At 42.0% G+C, this 16,500-nt stretch carries 11 protein-coding genes; 5 read left to right on the top strand and 6 right to left on the bottom strand.

Annotated features, from left to right (window positions below; all coding sequences use genetic code 11):
- Positions 1-4 precede the first annotated feature (4 nt).
- The 5 genes from fusA to ACLFKQ_RS14075 form a co-directional block, all read right to left on the bottom strand.
- Positions 5-2,080: an elongation factor G gene (gene fusA, locus ACLFKQ_RS14095; protein WP_449000446.1), complete on the bottom strand. Its 2,076-nt coding sequence runs from the start codon at positions 2,078-2,080 to the stop codon at positions 5-7.
- Positions 2,081-2,237: 157 nt separating this feature from the next.
- Positions 2,238-2,708 (bottom strand): 30S ribosomal protein S7, encoded by a 471-nt coding sequence (gene rpsG / locus ACLFKQ_RS14090; protein WP_449000445.1) that lies wholly within the window; start codon positions 2,706-2,708, stop codon positions 2,238-2,240.
- 296 nt (positions 2,709-3,004) lie between these two features.
- The gene (gene rpsL / locus ACLFKQ_RS14085) at positions 3,005-3,376 is read right to left on the bottom strand and encodes a 30S ribosomal protein S12 (RefSeq protein ID WP_449000444.1); all 372 of its coding nucleotides are present in this window, start codon (positions 3,374-3,376) and stop codon (positions 3,005-3,007) included.
- 150 nt (positions 3,377-3,526) lie between these two features.
- Positions 3,527-3,874, bottom strand: coding sequence for a HesB/IscA family protein (locus tag ACLFKQ_RS14080; protein ID WP_449000443.1), 348 nt, complete (start codon positions 3,872-3,874; stop codon positions 3,527-3,529).
- 112 nt (positions 3,875-3,986) lie between these two features.
- A complete protein-coding gene (locus ACLFKQ_RS14075; RefSeq protein ID WP_449000442.1) occupies positions 3,987-4,406 on the bottom strand; it encodes a cupin domain-containing protein in 420 nt (139 codons plus the stop codon).
- A 967-nt stretch (positions 4,407-5,373) separates the two neighbouring features.
- On the opposite strand from ACLFKQ_RS14075, the gene gltB reads away from it, so the two are divergent.
- From gltB to ACLFKQ_RS14050, 5 genes are all read left to right on the top strand, one after another.
- Positions 5,374-10,020 (top strand): glutamate synthase large subunit, encoded by a 4,647-nt coding sequence (gene gltB, locus ACLFKQ_RS14070; RefSeq protein ID WP_449000441.1) that lies wholly within the window; start codon positions 5,374-5,376, stop codon positions 10,018-10,020.
- A 627-nt stretch (positions 10,021-10,647) separates the two neighbouring features.
- Positions 10,648-11,832 (top strand): S-layer homology domain-containing protein, encoded by a 1,185-nt coding sequence (locus ACLFKQ_RS14065; RefSeq protein WP_449000440.1) that lies wholly within the window; start codon positions 10,648-10,650, stop codon positions 11,830-11,832.
- Between the two features lie 47 nt (positions 11,833-11,879).
- Positions 11,880-12,725 (top strand): ribosome biogenesis GTPase YlqF, encoded by an 846-nt coding sequence (gene ylqF / locus ACLFKQ_RS14060; RefSeq protein WP_449000439.1) that lies wholly within the window; start codon positions 11,880-11,882, stop codon positions 12,723-12,725.
- A gap of 237 nt (positions 12,726-12,962) precedes the next feature.
- Positions 12,963-13,838 (top strand): SDR family oxidoreductase, encoded by an 876-nt coding sequence (locus tag ACLFKQ_RS14055; RefSeq protein WP_449000438.1) that lies wholly within the window; start codon positions 12,963-12,965, stop codon positions 13,836-13,838.
- A gap of 58 nt (positions 13,839-13,896) precedes the next feature.
- Positions 13,897-14,976: a glycosyl transferase gene (locus ACLFKQ_RS14050; RefSeq protein WP_449000437.1), complete on the top strand. Its 1,080-nt coding sequence runs from the start codon at positions 13,897-13,899 to the stop codon at positions 14,974-14,976.
- Here ACLFKQ_RS14050 and ACLFKQ_RS14045 read toward each other — a convergent pair.
- Positions 14,973-16,490, bottom strand: a complete 1,518-nt coding sequence (locus tag ACLFKQ_RS14045) for a protein kinase domain-containing protein (RefSeq protein WP_449000436.1) — start codon at positions 16,488-16,490, stop codon at positions 14,973-14,975. The genes ACLFKQ_RS14050 and ACLFKQ_RS14045 overlap by 4 nt on opposite strands.
- Positions 16,491-16,500: the final 10 nt, after the last annotated feature.

Here is a 16,500-nt window from a genome sequence, read left to right as displayed (position 1 = left end):
AATATTATGCGTTCCCTTTGTATTTTGCGATAATAACCTCAGCTACATTGCGAGGTACTTCATCATAGTTACTAAACTCCATAGAAAAGATACCGCGACCTTGAGTTTTGGAGCGGATATCGGTAGCGTAACCAAACATTTCTGCTAGAGGAACTTTAGCAGAGACTTTGGCTAAACCTTCTTCAGAGTTCATTCCCTCAATATTGCCTCGGCGAGAGTTGAGGTCTCCCATAACATCTCCCAAGAAATCTTCAGGAACTTCGACTTCTACCTGCATCATTGGCTCTAGCAATACTGGTGATGCTTTGTTAACAGCTGCCTTAATTGCCATAGAGCCAGCAAATTTAAAAGCCATTTCGTTAGAGTCTACATCGTGGTAAGAACCATCAATTAGAGTAACTTTGATATCTATCAAAGGATAACCCGATAAGATACCAGATTCACAAGTTTGTTTGACTCCTTGTTCTACTGCGGGAATGTATTCTTTAGGAATAACCCCGCCAACAATTTTGGAGACAAACTCGAAGCCGGTACCGGGTTTTCCAGGCTCGATTTCAATGACTGCGTGTCCGTACTGACCTTTACCGCCACTTTGCTTGATATATTTACCCTCTGCTTGAGCGGGTTGGCGAATGGTTTCGCGATAAGCTACTTGAGGTTTACCTACGGTAGCTTCCACGTTGAACTCTCTCAACATTCTGTCGATGAGAATTTCTAGATGGAGTTCTCCCATCCCTGCAATTACGGTTTGATTGGTTTCTGGATTCGTGCTAACGCGGAAAGTAGGATCTTCATCGGAGAGTGCCTGTAGAGCTTTAGATAGTTTTTCGACATCGCTCTTGGTTTGTGGCTCTACCGCTACCGAGATTACGGGTTCGGGTATGAATAGAGATTCGAGGATGATGGGATTGTTTTCATCGCATAAGGTGTCTCCAGTGGTAGCTAGTTTCAATCCTACTACCGCACCGAGATCCCCAGCTCTCAATTCATCTACTTCAATTCGCTCGTTAGATTTTAAAACGACTAAGCGCGCGACTCGCTCTTTCTTTTGCTTAGCAGAGTTGTAGACATAACTACCTTTTTCTAAAACTCCCGAGTATACTCTAATAAATGTCAGACGACCGAATTTATCAGAGGCTATTTTAAATGCCAAAGCAGCAAAGGGTTCGTCGTCATCAGAGTGCCTGACTGCTTCACCACCGTCTGGTAATAGTCCCTTAATTGCAGGTACTTCTGAAGGAGCTGGTAGATAATCTACTACTGCATCTAAAAGCAATTGAACGCCTTTATTTTTGAAAGCAGAACCGCAGAGTAAGGGAACGATCGAACCAGCAATCGTTCCTTTTCTAAGAGCGTCTTTGATTTCGGCTTCTTCAAATTCCTCCTCCAGCATAAATTTTTCGAGGAGTTTTTCATCGATTTCGGCGATCGCTTCAATTAGCTTAGCACGATATTCTCTGGCTTTAGGAAGCAGTGCTTCAGGAATTTCAGTATCTTCTATATTTTGACCCAAGTCATCTTGATAGATTTTAGCTCGCATCCGTACTAAATCTATAATCCCTTCAAAGTCTGCTTCACTACCGATAGGAATCTGAATGGCAATGGCATTGGCTCTCAAACGTTCTCTAATTTGTTCGTGTACTTTGAAAAAATTAGCTCCCGTACGGTCCATTTTGTTGACGAAGGCAAGTCTGGGTACTCTATAGCGGTTCGCCTGCCGCCAAACTGTCTCGGATTGAGGCTGTACTCCTCCTACCGAACAAAATACCGCAATCACTCCGTCTAATACTCGCATCGAGCGTTCTACTTCGATGGTGAAGTCTACGTGTCCTGGCGTATCGATGATATTGATTTTATGGTCATTCCAACTGGTACTAATAGCAGCCGCAGTAATGGTAATGCCTCGTTCTTTTTCTTGCTCCATCCAGTCCGTAATCGCCGCACCATCATGAACCTCACCCATTTTATGAGCGATGCCAGTATAGAACAGAATTCGTTCGGTTGTTGTTGTTTTGCCCGCGTCAATATGAGCCGCGATGCCTATATTACGTACTTTTTTAAGCGGTATAGCACGTGCCACAGATACCTCCTTGCTGATTGCAGGATGAGATTATTAAATGTTTATGATTAAATGTTGGATTTATCTACATTTATCTACAATTTTATACTTTTCTTTATGTTTGTTCTCTGACTATTCTCTCTAACTTATCGACATGGAATTATGCTCGTCGCTCGGACTAATAGCGGTAGTGAGCAAAAGCCTTATTTGCTTCTGCCATGCGATGAGTTTCATCTCTTTTTTTCATCGCGCCTCCAGTTTCGTTGGCAGCATCCATAATTTCGTTAGCTAATTTGCTGGCCATAGTTCGTCCACCTCTGGAACGAGAAAACTGAATTAGCCAGCGTAAAGCCAAAGTCGTACCTCTACCCTGCCTGACCTCCATCGGTACTTGATAGGTAGCACCACCAACTCGACGAGCTTTAACCTCTACTAGAGGAGTAAGGTTTTCGACCGCTTGCTTGAAGACTTCCAGCGGTTCACTCCCAGTTCTTTCGCCGATTATTTTCAAGGCATCATAAATTATATTGGCAGCGAGAGATTTTTTACCACTACGCATGATTCGCCTAATGGTCATGCTAACCAGGCGGCTATTGTATACGGGATCTGGAGGAACGGGATGTTTTTTTCTAACTGAACGACGGGACATTGGTTTATTTGGAAAAGAGTATAGTAAATTACAGATTTAACTAGTTTACGAATATAGATATACTATATGTTCCTGCAAGGATTTCGGGGCAAATGAGGCAGTTCCCCTTATTTTGATTTAAGTTCATCCATAGCATTAGTTCGAACAATTAAACTCAGCAGCTAGAGATAGTTTGACAGATTACTAACCAGGGCATCTCTCAACTATAAAGTAAAGTATAGTTCACACTAAAGTTTTAGATGGGGTTGCTTCGGATTGATTAATTGATGTGTTGACTGCCAATAACTGCCTCAAGCTTACTGAGGACGCTTAGTACCATACTTGGAACGACCTTGTTTTCTATCTTTCACTCCGGTTGTATCCAAAGTTCCTCTAACGATGTGATATCGTACTCCTGGTAAATCTTTAACGCGACCGCCACGAATTAGAACTACGGAGTGTTCCTGTAGATTATGACCGATACCGGGGATGTACGCCGTCACTTCAAATCCAGACGTAAGGCGAACCCTAGCAACTTTTCTTAAGGCCGAGTTGGGTTTTTTCGGTGTAGTCGTATAGACTCTAGTGCAAACACCGCGTCTTTGAGGGCACTCTTTAAGAGCAGGAGATTTGGTTTTCTTTTGTAGTTTAGAGCGTTCGCTACGAATTAGTTGCTGTATGGTGGGCATGAGTTATGTAATTGTGTACGGTTTAATCTTCATCTATTAATTAATCAAAAGAACGAAAAAATAGCAGACAAATTCTGATCATATAATTATAATTTTGTTTTGTCAAATCAAAGCAAAATTCTGACCTAGCCTATAATTAATAATTATTCTTCATACTGCAAAAGACAACCCACAACCACAAGTTTCGCTCGCATTAGGATTTTGAAACCGAAACCCGCCACCCATCAAATCTTCTGAATAATCTAACTTTAAATTTTTTAAATAAGAATCGGACTGGCGATCGACAATTACACAAATCCCCCACTCTTCGTAGAGGCGATCGCCCCGTGACGTTGCCTCAGAAATCCTTACCATTTCAGGATTCTCTAACTTTAAAACATAAAATAAACCAGAGCAACCTCCGGTTTTGACTTGCAGTCTTACTAGGCTGTCTGGCTGTTGGTGACTCAATCTAATTCTGTTAATTTCTCGAGCTGCACTTTGGCTAATATAGACCACAACCGATAAATTACCTTCTGTCTAATTTGTCTCTATGCCAATGCTACAGCAAAATCTTCCTACATTGAAATTGAACCAATAAAATTTGTTTTACTTGCCTCGAAAATTTGGTTTACTGACGAGAATAGTCATCTTGAAAACGAATTATATCGTCTTCTCCTAAGTATTCACCGTTTTGAACTTCAATTAATATTAGTTTAATTACGCCGGGATTCTCTAAACGATGAAGTGTACATTGAGGTACGTATGTAGACTGATTGCTGCTGATAATTTTTTCTTCATCGCCGCAGACTACCCTTGCAGTTCCAGAGACTACAATCCAGTGTTCGCTTCGGTGATGGTGCATTTGTAAGCTTAGACGATGACCTGGGTTTACCTCAATACGTTTTATTTTGTAACCTTGACCTTCTTCTAGGGTAGTAAAAGAACCCCAAGGACGAATTTCGGTGGCTGCAATTCCTACTTGAGGCAAGGATGGGGGAATTGCCAACTCATGCTCTTGAACTGTTGTAGTTTTAGTAGACTGAGACATAAATTAATTTTTGGCTGACAAAATGCATATTTGATTTATTTAATATTAAGGTTCATAGGTCCATATTTATATTTATTTGTTATGGATGTTATCTATGACCCAATCCAAAATAACAAATAATTTTCCAAATGTAGAGGGTAAAGGGATGAATTTATCGATTTATACTCAATCTTGATAAACTTATGAAATGATAAACACTAAATATGGTTGGATTCACTTAGAATATAATCTTAGAACTAAGATCGATAAAGTCAAATTATTCCCATCTCTACAGATGCGTTCTAAGGCTGAGACAAAGTCCGATTGATGAAAAATAATGGGAGATTTGGGGCTTGAGTGCGACGATAATTCTGAAATACAAACGAATTTCTCAACAATTAACTTCAATGAGGAGTTGATTTTAGCCAGCTTGTATCATCCTACACCGAGAAAACGAGCTGAGATTCGCTAATCTTTGATTGTATGGGCATAATAAGATTTTTATTTAGTGCTTTATGACCTACGATTAGATAATAAAGCTTGGTTCTTGTCATCGGATCGCTTTACCGCGTCGGTCATTAACTAAAGTGCGCGTCTTTTGGCAAAGTTAGAGGACGAGCTATGCTTCTAGAAAACCTAGAAGATTCATCTAGATCTTGATGAAGAACATCTTCACGGGCAGAACTTTCAGGTTTTTTTGCAAGTAGGAATGTGCCCTTAGTAGCGGTCGCACCGATTTACTGGCTGAATAATTTCTGTCTAATCTTACTAGTAGCAAAGTAAAAATTGGTCGCAGCTAAGGGAAAGGCTAATAAGCTCTAAAACGATCTGTGAGCTCGAGCTGACTGATGCCTCATTTAGAAAAGCAGAGTTTCCAGCTCGAGAAGGAAATCTAATCAAAACAACATCATATTATCCAATTCTGAATGCTGGCTTAAAAGTTATTAAATAAATTAAATTAATTTCATTATTATAGAGTGAGCAAGATATGAAACAAAAAATAACACAAAACAGAGATGAGTTTACCGTCCAATCACTAAAAGGTCAACGCTGGTTAGTCGAAGAAAGAGACGCTTGTGGCGTAGGATTTATCGCTTACCAGGATGGTCGCAGCACTCATCAGCTAGTCGAGCAAGCATTAAATGCTTTGGGCTGTATGGAACATCGCGGCGGCTGCAGTGCAGATGGTAATTCTGGCGATGGTTCGGGGGTAATGACTAGTTTACCCAACAAAGTATTTGCTCCGTGGTTTGCCGAGCGAAATTTAGAGATGCCCGCAACGGAAGCTTGGGGTGTGGGAATGGTATTTTTGCCTCAAGAGAATGAACTAGCTACTGAATGCAAAAAATTTATCGAACGAACTGTAGCTAAGGAAAACTTAGAGGTTCTGGGATGGCGACAAGTCCCCGTGAATCCAGAGGTGTTGGGCAGACAAGCCAGAGCCAATCAACCTCAGATCGAACAGATTATCGTCACCTCTACGGATAACTTGTCAGGAGATGAATTAGACCGCAAACTTTATATAGCTCGATCGCGAGTTGGTAAAGAATTATCCGATACTTTTTATATTTGCTCTTTTTCTTGTCGTACAATTGTATACAAAGGTATGGTGCAGGCGGCAGTATTGGGGAATTTTTATCGAGACTTGAGCAATCCCGACTATGAAAGCATCTTTGCCGTCTATCATCGTCGTTTCAGCACTAACACCATGCCCAAATGGCCTTTTGCCCAGCCCATGCGCCTGCTGGGTCACAATGGCGAAATCAATACTTTACTGGGCAATATCAACTGGATGGCAACCAGAGAAAAGGAATTAGTCGATGGTTTTACGGAAGACTGTTTACCCGGTTGGCAACGAGAAGAAATCGCAGCTTTAACTCCCATCGTCAACAATCACAACAGTGACTCCTATAACCTCGATAGCGCGATGGAATTATTAGTGCGTACGGGTCGCAGTTTGCCAGAGGCAACGATGATTTTGGTGCCTGAAGCCTATAAAAATCAGCCATCGTTGCAAGAATATCCCGACATCGTAGATTTTTACGAATACCATAGCGGCTTACAAGAACCGTGGGATGGTCCTGCTTTGCTAGTTTATAGCGACGGTAAAACCGTCGGCGCAACTTTAGATCGTAACGGGTTGCGTCCCGCACGCTACAGCATTACCAAAGATGGTTATATCGTAGTGGCTTCGGAAACGGGAGTAGTTAATTTACCCGAAGACGAAATTGTCGAAAAAGGCAGACTGGGTCCAGGACAAACCATAGTCGTCGATCTCCAAACTAAGGAAATATTGCGTAACTGGAAAATCAAACAGCGAATAGCTCAAGCCAAACCATACGGCGAATGGGTCAAACAATATCGTCAGTCAATCGAGCCAAGAGAATTTGGCAGCGAAAATTTACTAGATGCAGAAGATTTGCTCGAGCAGCAAACCGCTTTTGGCTATACTGCCGAAGATTTGGAAATGATCGTAGAGTCGATGGCGATTAACGGCAAAGAACCTACTTTCTGTATGGGTGACGATATCCCTCTGGCAGTGCTATCAGATAAACCCCGCTTGTTATACGATTATTTCAAACAGAGATTCGCTCAAGTCACCAACCCGCCAATCGATCCCCTGAGGGAGAGTTTGGTGATGTCTCTCTCGATGCAGTTAGGCGCGAAAGGCAATTTACTCAATCTTCAGCCAAAAGATGCGCGGTTGTTGAAACTAGAATCTCCAATATTAAACGATGACGAACTAGCCGCAATTATTAATTCTGATTTTGCTAATCGGACACTTTCTACTCTATATCCAATCGCGACTGGTCCCGATGGTTTGGAAACTGCAGTAAATAATTTATGCGAAGCCGCTGCCGCTGCGGTCAAAGCAGGTACGGAAATTATCGTCTTGAGCGATCGCCCCGGGGAACAGAAAATAGGTGAAGAATATAGCTATATTCCGCCATTACTCGCCGTAGGAGCGGTACACCAGCATTTAATTCGGGTCGGTTTGCGGTTGAAAGCTTCTTTAGTCGTAGATACGGCGCAATGTTGGAGTACTCATCATTTTGCTTGTCTAGTAGGCTACGGAGCTTCGGCTGTCTGTCCTTATCTAACTTTCGAAACCGTCAGACAGTGGTGGAGCGCTCCTAAGACGCAAAAGTTGATGCAGAACGAGCGACTGGAGAAAATCACCCTTACTCAGGCGCAGCAAAACTATCGTAAAGCGATCGAGGCGGGATTGTTAAAAATTCTCTCCAAAATGGGCATTTCTTTGTTGTCTTCCTATCACGGAGCGCAGATTTTTGAAGCTTTGGGACTGGGATTAGATTTAGTCCAATTGGCGTTTGCCGGGACTACTTCGCGCTTGGGAGGCTTGACCATTGCCGAACTAGCTCAAGAAGTGGTAGCTTTTCATCAGCGAGCTTTCCCTGAGTTTCAAGGTAAGAAATTAGAGAACTTTGGCTTTATTAAATACAAAAAAGGAGGAGAATATCATATAAATTCTCCAGAAATGGCTAAAGCTTTACACAAAGCAGTAGACAGTAAGCAATACGACCACTACGAAGTTTACAAACAGCACTTGCTACAGCGTCCCGCCACCGCTTTACGAGACTTACTAGATTTCAAAAGCGATCGCTCTTCAATTTCCTTAGAAGAAGTCGAATCAGTAGAAAGTATCGTCCAGCGTTTCTGTACGGGGGCAATGTCTTTGGGCTCGCTGTCGCGAGAAGCTCACGAAACTCTAGCCGTTGCGATGAATCGGATTGGCGGTAAATCTAATTCTGGGGAAGGAGGAGAAGATTCAATTCGCTTTAAAATCCTCGACGACGTTAAAGATGGTAAATCTCCTACCCTGCCTCATTTAAAGGGATTAAAAAATGGCGATACTGCTAGCTCGGCTGTTAAACAGGTGGCATCGGGACGCTTTGGAGTCACTCCAGAATATTTAGTCGAAGCCAAACAGCTAGAAATCAAAATGGCTCAGGGAGCAAAACCAGGAGAAGGGGGACAGCTACCAGGTAAGAAAGTAAGTCCTTATATCGCTACACTGCGACGTTCTAAACCTGGAGTAACTTTGATTTCTCCGCCACCCCACCACGATATTTACTCCATCGAAGATCTGGCGCAGTTAATTTTTGACCTGCATCAAATCAATCCTCAAGCGGGAGTATCGGTTAAATTAGTCGCCGAAATTGGCATCGGCACCATCGCCGCCGGTGTGGCTAAAGCCAACGCCGACGTGATTATGATTTCCGGTCATGAAGGGGGAACGGGAGCATCTCCTCTGAGTTCGATCAAACACGCCGGGGTTCCTTGGGAGTTAGGACTGACCGAAGTACATCGCGTCTTGTTAGGCAATCAACTACGCGATCGCGTCATTTTGCGTACCGATGGTGGCATACGAACTGGCTGGGACGTAGTAATGGCGGCTCTAATGGGAGCGGAAGAATACGGCTTTGGTTCGGTCTCGATGATTGCTGAAGGCTGCATTATGGCAAGGGTTTGCCACTTAAACACCTGCCCTGTAGGAGTCGCCACCCAACAAGAAAAACTGCGGCAACGTTTTAGCGGCATTCCCGACCATGTGGTTAACTTTTTCTACTTCGTCGCCGAAGAAGTGCGTTCTCTATTAGCGAGATTGGGTTATCGTCGTCTCGAAGAAATTATCGGTCGTACCGACTTGTTAATTCAGCGAGATGACCTCAAAATAACTAAGACTAATGGCTTGGATTTAAACTGTCTGCTCAATTTGCCCGATGTCAGTGAAGATCGTGGTTGGTTACAACACGAAGAAGTACATAGCAACGGCGTGGTTCTCGATGATGAACTACTAGCAGATACCGAGATTGCCCAAGCGATCGCCACTCAGGGGAAAGTGACTAAAGAAGTCAAAATTGTCAATACCGACCGCAGTGTGGGCGGACGCATTGCTGGTGCGATCGCCAAAAAATATGGCAACACTGGTTTTAGCGGTGAAATAAATCTCCATTTTCACGGCTATGCCGGACAGAGTTTTGGTGCCTTTAATTTGCCAGGAATGAATCTGAGCTTGCGAGGAGAAGCCAACGATTATGTAGGTAAAGGAATGAACGGCGGCGAGATCGTTCTCGCTTCTCCCCAGACTGCTGGATACGATGCGGCAACCAATGTTATCGTGGGCAATACTTGTCTTTATGGCGCGACGGGTGGTATCTTATACGTCAACGGTAGAGCCGGAGAAAGATTTGCCGTCCGTAACTCTTTTGGTAAAGCCGTAATTGAAGGTGCTGGCGATCACTGCTGCGAATACATGACCGGAGGTGCGATCGTAGTTTTAGGTACTGTCGGTCGTAACGTCGGTGCTGGAATGACTGGAGGCTTGGGCTATTTCCTAGATGAAGATGGTTCTCTCCCTGCCAAAATCAATCCCGAAATCGTTAGCATTCAGAGAGTTACATCTCCCGTAGGCGAAAGACAACTGCGAGAAATGATTGCCAATCACGTCGCCAAAACTGGTAGTTCTAAAGGTAAGGAAATTCTCGACAATTGGGATAGTTATCTCGGTCAATTCTGGCAGGTAGTACCACCTTCAGAAGCCGATAGTCCTGAAGTTAAGACCGATCGAATTGCGGAAACGGAAGTAGAAAAACCTCTTACTTCTGTCTAGTGGATGATTTAAACTGAATTAAACTTTGAGACTGGTAGTTGTCTGCCAGTCTTTTTACTGTCAACCAACTTTAACGTGAGTTCGACAGAGGCTTAAAGCCTGATTCTTTCGTAAGCTGAAACTATTATGATTTCGTTAAGAGACTAATAATTTCTGTTCGCCCCGATTAGTGGATGAAAGCGATCGCATCTTAGTAAGAAAAAAATGGGTGTTTTCGTTCGTGACTGGCTTCGAGAAGAATGGTAAAGATCTACAAATCCAGTTAAATCGACATGTACGAGTTAAAACGAAGCAACAAGCCAGTACTTTTGTTTTAACTAATAATCGTTACTTTCTTTTCTTTCTTCTTACTTTGAACTCAGCAAATTAAGTAAAAATTAACAATAATACTTGTTTGTTTGACGTTATAAAATTACCATTTGCTATTACTCTATATACAGATACTTTGTAATTTTTAATCAAACTCACTATTACAGCCTAATTTGGTCGCTCGCCAATCCTCCTACTAGAGATTCTTTGTGACTAACTTAATTCGATCTTCGACTAATTCTATTGCCGCGATTAAAACTTATATGAAATCTTAAATTTACTCAATATCACCACCGTTATATATCTAGCTTATCTCTTATGACTAATTTATCACCTCAACCTCCTGAGAATAACGAGCCTCAGAGAAGAAGACCAGTTCTTACCTTTGACGAAATGATTGGAGTCATCGTCGCTTTTGCAGCTATCGGCGCGATTTTATTCTGGTCTTTAGGTAACAAAATCCGACTAAATGGTGTTGTCAAAACGGACGATCGCTTTTTATCATTGCGACAAGACGAAGATGACCTAGAAGAAAGAAGCGATACCGAACCTGGTTTCAATCGCATATTATCGCCAGATGAAGATTCAGAGGAAATTGAGCAGAGAACTTCTAGATATCTCGATCGCCAACCAGTAACTTCAGCCGTTCCGTCAGACAGAAGAGTTATTTTTGCTCGACCAGAAGAGGATGGTTTTCGAATCGATTCACGAGCTAGATTAGTACCCACGCCATTATCTCTGGATAGTATTATCGAACAGCCAGAAGTAATGGAATCTCCTCAAATCGAATCGCCACCGCCGGTGAGAACTCTTCCCGAATCGGAAACTCCTGAAACCGAGCTGCCTGAAACTGAGACACCCGAAACTTCGGTAGCAGAAACTCCCGAAACCGAGACTCCTGAGGCTGCTATTGAATTTGAAGACGTTTCCCCAGATTATTGGGCTTATCCTTTTATTGCCGAATTAGCAGAACGAGATTTAGTTTCGGGTTCTTCGGAAAATCTCTTCGAGCCAGATAAATTAATTACCAGAGCTAGTATGGCAAGTTTAATTAGTACGGCTTTCGACCAACCCGAGACTGAGGTCATGAAAAACTTTGCTGACGTAACCGAAGACAATGCCACTGCTGCCGATATTAATAAAGCAGTCGATATGGGCTTTATGAAAGGCTACTCTAATAGAGAATTTCGCCCTCTAGAAAATATTCCCCGCTATCAAGTGTTAGTTGCTTTGGCTACTGGTTTGAATTTAGAACCACCTCAAGATGTGGAGGCGACTTTACAGCAGTTTAGGGATGGCGATCGCATCCCAGAATGGGCGACCGAACAAGTAGCAGCGGCTATAGAAGCAGGTTTGCTGGTCAATCGTCCCGATTATGCTCGCGATGCTCTCAATCCCAACCAATCTGCCACTCGTTCTGAAGCGGCGGCGGCAGTATATCAAGCTTTAGTTGAGACTGGCAAGTTAGAAGCTATTGACTCGGAATATATCGTTCGACCTTAAATTTTAGAGGTGGTGGGAGTGTCAACAACTTGTTTATTGCTCGATTTATGTCAATTCCTCCGATTCAATGGTATCCAGGTCACATTGCCAAAGCCGAAAAACAGCTAAAAGAACAACTCAAGCGTGTCGATGTAGTGCTAGAAATACTCGATGCTAGAATTCCCATTGCTTCTCACCATCCCCAGATCGATGAATGGATTGGGAACAAGCCTAAAGTTTTAGTGTTAAACCGCGTCGATATGATTCCCGAAGAGGTCAAGCAAAATTGGCTGAAGTGGTATCATTTGCAGCAACAACAACCTCATTTTACTAATGCCAAGCAAGGAAAAGGCATTAGAGCAGTTAAAAGCGCCGCTCAAACAGCAGGCAAAACCATGAATCAGAGAAGGCGCGATCGCGGAATGCGTCCCCGTCCGGTTCGAGCAGTGGTTGTCGGCTTTCCCAATGTGGGCAAGTCGGCACTAATTAACCGTCTGGTGGGTAAAAAAGTGGTAGCTAGCGAACGTCGTGCGGGTGTAACTCGTCAGTTGCGCTGGGTAAGAATTTCCGATGAAATTGAATTGTTAGATGCACCAGGAGTAATTCCTGGGAAACTGGATAATCAAGAAGATGCGGTCAAGTTGGCAATTTGTGAAGATATCGGTCAAGCCTCTTATGACAATCAACTAGTGGCAGCAGCAGCAGTGGAGTTTTTAGTAGAGTTGAATTTTAGCGAAATTTTAGAGTCGCGCTACCATTTAGATCCCCGAGAGATGTCAGGAGAAGCTTACATCCATCAACTAGGCGATCGCCTGTATCGAGGAGATAAAGAAAGGGTCGCTCGTCAAATATTATATGACTTTCGTACGGGCAACATGGGAGCAATTCCTTTAGAACTACCACCTTTAACTTAAGTCGGATGTGGCTGAAAATCTCGAATTTTGTCGGCTCAGGAGTCAAAAAACCGAAAATACTAAGACTTCTTCCCTAATTTTTTCAGTTTCATTACTATTCTCGTCAAATTTAAATTCGCTGCGATCGCTAATTGAGAGACCCGTAATCTCATACTCATAGGGCTACTCGACTACAGTTCCAGCCACAGCAAGCGTCATATAATTAATACAGTACGGAGGTTGAGATAAATAGCTGCAATGTATTTAGTTACTGGTGCTACGGGATCTTTAGGACGTAGAGTCGTCAGACAATTAAGAGAAAAAGATATGTCAGTCCGCGCTTTTGTGCGTCTGACTGCTAATTACCGAGAATTAGCCGACCGAGGTGCAGAAATTTTTATTGGCGATTTAGAGTATGAAAGAGATATTATCAAAGCCTGTCGAGACGTAAAGTATATCATTAGCTGTCATGGTTCCGGACAAAATGCACAAGCACTAGATTATCGAGCTAATATCGCACTGATCGATCGCGCGCTCGAAAACAACGTCGAACATTTCGTCTTTATTTCCGTTCTCGGTGTCGACAGAGGCTATCAAGATTCTGTTACTTTTAAAGCCAAGCGAGAAGTAGAAAAATATCTTGCTGCTAGTGGTTTGAATTATACGATTCTGCGTCCTTCTGGATTTGCTAATAATTTATTAGCCCTGGCAGAAAGATTTCGCGAAACGGGAATTTATTTGATAATTGGCGATCCTAAAAATCGTTCTTCAATCGTCAGTACTGATGACTTGGCGACAATTGCGCTCGCCTCTACCGAGATAGAAGCGGCTAGAAACCAAATTTTTGCCGTCGGCGGTCCCGACATTCTCAAGCGGGAAGATATTCCCCGGATTTTTGCTCGTATATTCGACAGAGAACCCATTATTATCAATCCTCCACTAATGTTATTCGACGGTTTACGGACGGGAATTGGTTGGTTCAATCCTCAGCTAGAGAAATCTTTGGGTACTTTGAGAACCTTATTGGCACATGAATTTTTCTGCACTATGGATGAAATTGCCCGTATAGAATCGACCTTTGAGATGAAAATGGAGTCTTTAGAAAGTTTTTTGCGACGTTATTTGGGCAACTAAAGAATTAAAAAAACTGCACTATACTCGTGGTTGAATTAAATTGAATCTCACTCAATCTATGTCTCAACCATCAGTATATATTGCAGTTACGGGTCACGGTTTCGGTCATGCAGTTCGCACTGTAACTATTGCCAGTAAACTACAGCAGTTAGCTCCAGAGATTTCGCTTATCTTTGTAACTGTTGCTCCCCAATGGCTACTTGAATCTTATTTAAAAACAGATTTTAGCTATCGTCCCCGCATTTTTGACGTAGGAGTTATCCAAAGCGATAGTCTGACTATGGACAAACAGGCGACTTTGGAGAAAATGCAGCAAATTATCGCCAGCGAACGAGAAATTATCGCCGAAGAAGTCGAGTTTATTCGTCAGCAGGAAGTTCGACTAATTTTAGCTGACGTTCCCGCTTTAGCTGTGGCGATCGCCCAAGAGGCGGGAATTCCTTGCTGGACGGTTAGTAATTTTGGTTGGGACTACATCTATAGTCATTGGGGTAAGCCTTTTGCGGAAGTTACTAACTGGATTAAAAATTACTACCAACAAAGCGATCACCTGTTTCGCTTACCGTTGTGTGAACCGATGAGTGCTTTTCCCAATATTACCGATGTCGGGTTAATTGGCGATCAACCTTACTACGCTCGAGAGGAACTGCGCCAAAAATTTAACTTGAGTATTCCTCCAGAAAAAACCGTGTTACTTACCTTTGGTGGTTTGGGAATTCAGGCTATTCCCTACCACAATCTCCAGCAGTTTCCCGACTGGCAATTTATCACCTTCGATCGCCAAGCACCCAAGTTACCCAATTTACTTAAAATTAGCGATAATTACCTACGACCCCTCGATTTTATGCCTGTATGCGGTCGAGTTTTTTCTAAACCCGGTTTTAGTACTTTTTCTGAAGCTATGTGTCAAGATGTGGCGATCGTTTCTTTAACTCGCGAAGATTTTGCCGAGGCGGAAGTACTGCTTGAAGGCGTTCGAGACTATTCCTATCATCAAATTCTTTCTCCCGAGCAATTTCTCCAGGGAGAATGGGATTTTCTGCGTCACAATTTAATTCCTCCCCGTCAGAAGATTAGCTTGGCAAAAAATGGCTCGGAAACAATTGCTAGAGAAATTATTAATTTTATCTCTAATTAGTTAATAGTATAAATTTGAGATTCAATGTCTAAAGACTCGAGCATTTTTAGTACAGTCTTAAAATATTTGTTATATTTGGCTGCTTCTGCCACATAAGTAACGACATATACCCGATTATTAATTATCGTAAAAGTTTCTCTCTGTTTTAAACTCAATCCCTCTTCTGTTCGAGAATAAACTATCGTTATCGCTGGATTTTTATCTAACTGAGTTTTCCGTGGCGGTGCTTCTAACTGATTTCCTTCTTCTTCAATACGGTCGACGAGAGTTTCAAGGTATTCATCTAGAGTCAGGGAATTTAAAGTCAAATATTCTATGGATAAATAGACCTTCTCTCGAAACGAATCTGAGTCTTGCTCTAAAGGAGAAGAAAAAACTGCGATTTCGCCGGTAATCGGATCTTCTAATTCTCGAAACGACCAATTTTGAGGATATTTAATCGTTAAATAATAATCTTTATTGGTATAAGATAAAAAATTTCGATAAATGTTACGGTCGATCCCAATAAAAAAAATAATTGAGGCAATGATAAAAGGCAAACATAATAAGACCCAAAACCAAGTTTTTTTACTAAACTTAAACTGAGTTTTTGATGGTGCTTTCTTAACAGTAGATTGCTCCTCATCAGCAAGAGCTACAAAAGGCAGAGGTAAAGCAACGCTATTTTCATGTTGCTTTAAATCGGCTATTACTTCAGCAGCGGACTGATAACGTACTGCCGAATTTTCCTCAATCATTTTACTCAGAATTTTATTTAATTTGTAACTAATATTTATCCTAGCGCGATCGCTTATTTCTGCTAATAGTGGCTTTTGATAATTAACCGAACTAGTATTTTCTCGCCTGGGTATTTCTCCAGTCAACCCATAGACGATCGCTTTTCCCAAGGCATAAAGATCGCTGGTATAATTAGGATTTTCCTGACGTTGTTCTAAGGGAACATAGTCATCAATAATGTACTCGTCAATCAGTGACTGAGTTTCTCTATAAAATGAATTTAGAGAATTTCTTACCGTACCGAAATTTGACAAAATAATTTTACTGTCTGCCTCTGATTGAATCAAATTTTCGGGCTTAATATTTAGATGAAGAATCTGTTTTTGATGGACGAATTCTAGTATTTCTAAGGTACTTTGCAACCAAAATATTGCTTGAGATTCTGACAAACGCTTTTCTTTAACTCGTTGCCTTAAATTTTTACCAGCACACAATTGGCTCACTAAATAAAACTCTCGTTTCTCGATAAAATAATCTAACAGTCGAGGAATTTGTGGATGGCGTCCCAACTCTTTTAAAGCGATCGCTTCAGTGTGAAACAGCTTGGCTAAGTTTTGCCAAGACTGAAAATTAAAAACGTTACTTTGAGGCGAAAAATACAGTCTTTCAATTTGACATTGAGTATTTTCTGAGTTACTGCGATCTTGAGCCAAATATAGCGCGATCGAATGTTCTTGTCTCAGTTCTCTTAAAATAAAATAGCGATCGCCTACAAGTTTTCCGACTATTGACTTCATCTAAAGTCTA

This window comes from Myxosarcina sp. GI1(2024), from assembly GCF_053543375.1.
The sequence above is the reverse complement of the archived record's forward strand: the minus strand, read 5'-3'. Positions and strand labels throughout refer to the sequence as shown.

Excerpts from the sequence above, each read along its gene's own strand:
- rpsG (WP_449000445.1), bottom strand. The coding sequence starts at position 2,708 with ATGTCCCGTCGTTCAGTTAGAAAAAAACATCCCGTTCCTCCAGATCCC.
- rpsL (WP_449000444.1), bottom strand. The coding sequence starts at position 3,376 with ATGCCCACCATACAGCAACTAATTCGTAGCGAACGCTCTAAACTACAA.
- ACLFKQ_RS14075 (WP_449000442.1), bottom strand. The coding sequence starts at position 4,406 with ATGTCTCAGTCTACTAAAACTACAACAGTTCAAGAGCATGAGTTGGCA.
- gltB (WP_449000441.1), top strand. The coding sequence starts at position 5,374 with ATGAAACAAAAAATAACACAAAACAGAGATGAGTTTACCGTCCAATCA.
- ACLFKQ_RS14065 (WP_449000440.1), top strand. The coding sequence starts at position 10,648 with ATGACTAATTTATCACCTCAACCTCCTGAGAATAACGAGCCTCAGAGA.
- ylqF (WP_449000439.1), top strand. The coding sequence starts at position 11,880 with ATGTCAATTCCTCCGATTCAATGGTATCCAGGTCACATTGCCAAAGCC.
- ACLFKQ_RS14055 (WP_449000438.1), top strand. The coding sequence starts at position 12,963 with ATGTATTTAGTTACTGGTGCTACGGGATCTTTAGGACGTAGAGTCGTC.
- ACLFKQ_RS14050 (WP_449000437.1), top strand. The coding sequence starts at position 13,897 with ATGTCTCAACCATCAGTATATATTGCAGTTACGGGTCACGGTTTCGGT.
- ACLFKQ_RS14045 (WP_449000436.1), bottom strand. The coding sequence starts at position 16,490 with ATGAAGTCAATAGTCGGAAAACTTGTAGGCGATCGCTATTTTATTTTA.